At 71.6% G+C, this 2,503-nt stretch carries 4 protein-coding genes and 1 pseudogene; 4 read left to right on the forward strand and 1 reads right to left on the reverse strand.

Annotated elements, in window-relative coordinates:
• Positions 1–327: pseudogene (locus AC6EI8_RS26070) on the reverse strand (hypothetical protein); the annotation flags it as partial.
• 365 nt (positions 328–692) lie between these two features.
• Here AC6EI8_RS26070 and gspG point away from each other — a divergent pair.
• From gspG to AC6EI8_RS26090, 4 genes are all read left to right on the forward strand, one after another.
• Positions 693–1,181 (forward strand): type II secretion system major pseudopilin GspG, encoded by a 489-nt coding sequence (gspG, locus tag AC6EI8_RS26075; RefSeq protein ID WP_149317569.1) that lies wholly within the window; start codon positions 693–695, stop codon positions 1,179–1,181.
• A gap of 33 nt (positions 1,182–1,214) precedes the next feature.
• On the forward strand, positions 1,215–1,754 hold the full coding sequence (locus tag AC6EI8_RS26080) for a prepilin-type N-terminal cleavage/methylation domain-containing protein (protein WP_150081942.1): 540 nt from the start codon (positions 1,215–1,217) through the stop codon (positions 1,752–1,754).
• Positions 1,751–2,176, forward strand: coding sequence for a type II secretion system minor pseudopilin GspI (gene gspI / locus AC6EI8_RS26085; protein WP_149317567.1), 426 nt, complete (start codon positions 1,751–1,753; stop codon positions 2,174–2,176). Before AC6EI8_RS26080 ends, gspI begins: the two co-directional genes overlap by 4 nt.
• Positions 2,154–2,503: PulJ/GspJ family protein (locus AC6EI8_RS26090; RefSeq protein WP_498383336.1), on the forward strand; the 350-nt coding region annotated here is incomplete at its 3' end. The genes gspI and AC6EI8_RS26090, both read left to right, overlap by 23 nt.

Below are 2,503 nucleotides of genomic sequence, written 5' to 3' on the forward strand. Positions count from 1 at the left end.
GCGCAGCGCCCTGGGCGGACCGTTGTCGATCGACACCACCGCCGCGCCGCCGCCCACCGGGTCGGCGATCACGCCAAGCAGCTGCACGTCTCGCACGCCGGCCTGCGGACTGCCGCCGAACAGCGTCGCGATGGCGCCGGTCTCGACCGCCTCGGTCTGCGCCACGCGCGCGGTCTTCGGCACGGGGATCGTGTCCATCGCGCTGAAGGTCAGCACCCATCGCGTCGCCAGCGCGCACAGCGCGACGAACAGCAGCAGCGTGGCGATGCGCGGCAGCCAGGCGGCGCCGGCATCGAAACGGAAAGCGGATGGCAGGGACAGTGGCACGAGGTCGCGTCGGGCGGACCGGGATGGCCGCCGCAGGTTGTCGATGGCGGCAAGCGTAACAGAGCGTCATGGCGATTGTCTTGCAACCCGCATGACGGCGGCGGCCGCGGCCGTCGGGGCCGGCGCGGCAACGAACATGGCAGCCGGCGGGGCAACGACGCAGCAGCCGACGTGGCAGCCGGCGGCCGCAACGACGTAGCAGCCGACACGGCAACCAACGTGGCCGCCGACGGGGCCGCGATGTCGTTGCTCGTCCGGTACCGAGGCGTCACAAGCCGCGGGTATACTGGACGACCATCCACCGGTGCGCGACGCGGTCGCCGCGCCGGCTTCGACTCCGTCGACAACCTAGGCCTGAAAACCCGATGCGCAGAAACACTCCGTCCAGCTCCGCCCTCGCCCGACCCAGCCAACCCGCCGGCGCCGCCCGCCTGCGCCGCCGCCGTGCCGGCTTCACGCTGATCGAGATCATGGTGGTGATCGTGATTCTCGGCGTGCTGGCGGCACTGGTCGTGCCCAAGATCATGAGCCGCCCGGACGAAGCGCGCATCGTCGCGGCGCGCCAGGACATCTCGTCGATCATGCAGGCGCTGAAGCTGTACCGCCTCGACAACAGCCGCTACCCGACCACCGAACAGGGCCTGGCGGCGCTGGTCACCCGCCCCACCACCGAGCCGATCCCCAACAACTGGAAGGGCGGCGGCTATCTGGAAAAGCTGCCGCGCGACCCCTGGGGCCAGCCGTACCAGTATCTGAACCCCGGCGTGCGCGGGGAGATCGACGTGTTCAGCTTCGGTGCCGACGGCCAGGCCGGCGGCAATGGCAACGACGCCGATATCGGCAACTGGGACTAAGCGTCCCGCCGCCGGCTGACGCCCGTCTTCATCATGGCCACCGGCGCGCACCGCTCGCATCCATCGCAACCACCGTGCCCACCGGGCGCATCCCGTGCGCGGGGTGCATCGCGGAAGGGCTCGCGCGGCTTCACGCTGCTCGAACTGCTGGTGGTGATGGTGCTGGCCGGCATCGTGGTGTCGATGGTGGCGATCAACGCCACGCCCAATGAGCGCGGCCGCATCCTCGACGATGGCCAGAAGGTCGCCCGCCTGTTCGAACTCGCGCAGGAAGAGGCGCAGCTGCGCGCCCGGCCGCTGGCCTGGGAAGCCGATCCGCAGGGCTGGCGCTTCCTCGAGGCCACGCCGTCCGGCTGGATGCCGCTGCTCGACGACGTCTTCGCGCCGGGCCAGTGGCGGCTGCCGCTGGACCAGGTCGCGGTGACCGCCGGCGCCGCCGGCCAGGGCGGCGCCCGGCTGGTATTCGGCCGCGAGTGGATCGACGCGCCGCGGCAGCTGGTGCTGGTACGCGGCAATATCCGCGTAGAGGTGACCGGCGACGGCACCGGCCGCTATTTCGCCAGCGCGCAATGACTCCACACCGCCGCGCCCGCCTTCGCGCGGGAACGCCAAGCCGCCGCCCGCGCGGCTTCACGCTGATCGAGGTACTGGTCGCGCTGACCATCCTGGCGGTCGCGCTGACCGCCGCGATGCGCGCGATGGGCTCGATGATCGAGGCCGGCGGCTCGCTGCAGCAGCGCATGCTGGCCGGCTGGAGCGCCGACAACCAGCTGGTCGCGCTGCGCCTGACCAAGACCTGGCCCGAGCCCGGCACGCGCGGCGCGCCCTGCCCGCAGGGCGGCATCGTGCTCTATTGCGAGCAGACCGTCGCGCCGACGCCGAACCCCGCCTTCCGCCGCGTCGAGATCGCGGTCTATCCGTCCGCCGAGGACCGCTCGGTGCGGCTTGCCTGGCTGGTCACCATCGTCCCCAATGAAACGCGCAACCTGCTCTGAAGCGCGGGGCTTCACGCTGATCGAGATGCTGGTCGCCATCACGCTGCTGGCCGTGATGGCGGTGATGGGCTGGCGCGGTCTCGACGCAATGACGCGCGGCCGCGAGCGCCTGGTCGACCATGACCAGCGGCTCGATGCGCTCAAGCTGCTGTACGGCCAGTTCCAGACCGATTGCGAGAACCTGGCCCGTCCCGAGGCGCTGCAGCAAAGCCCGGTCGAACTCGAGGACGGCCGGCTGCTGCTGGTGCGCGACCGCCGCGAGCCGGGGCTGCCCGGCGCCTGGCAGGTGGTGGCCTACCGGGTCGAGAACGGCGCCGTGGTGCGCGC

Source organism: Cupriavidus sp. R6-3 (assembly GCF_059772245.1).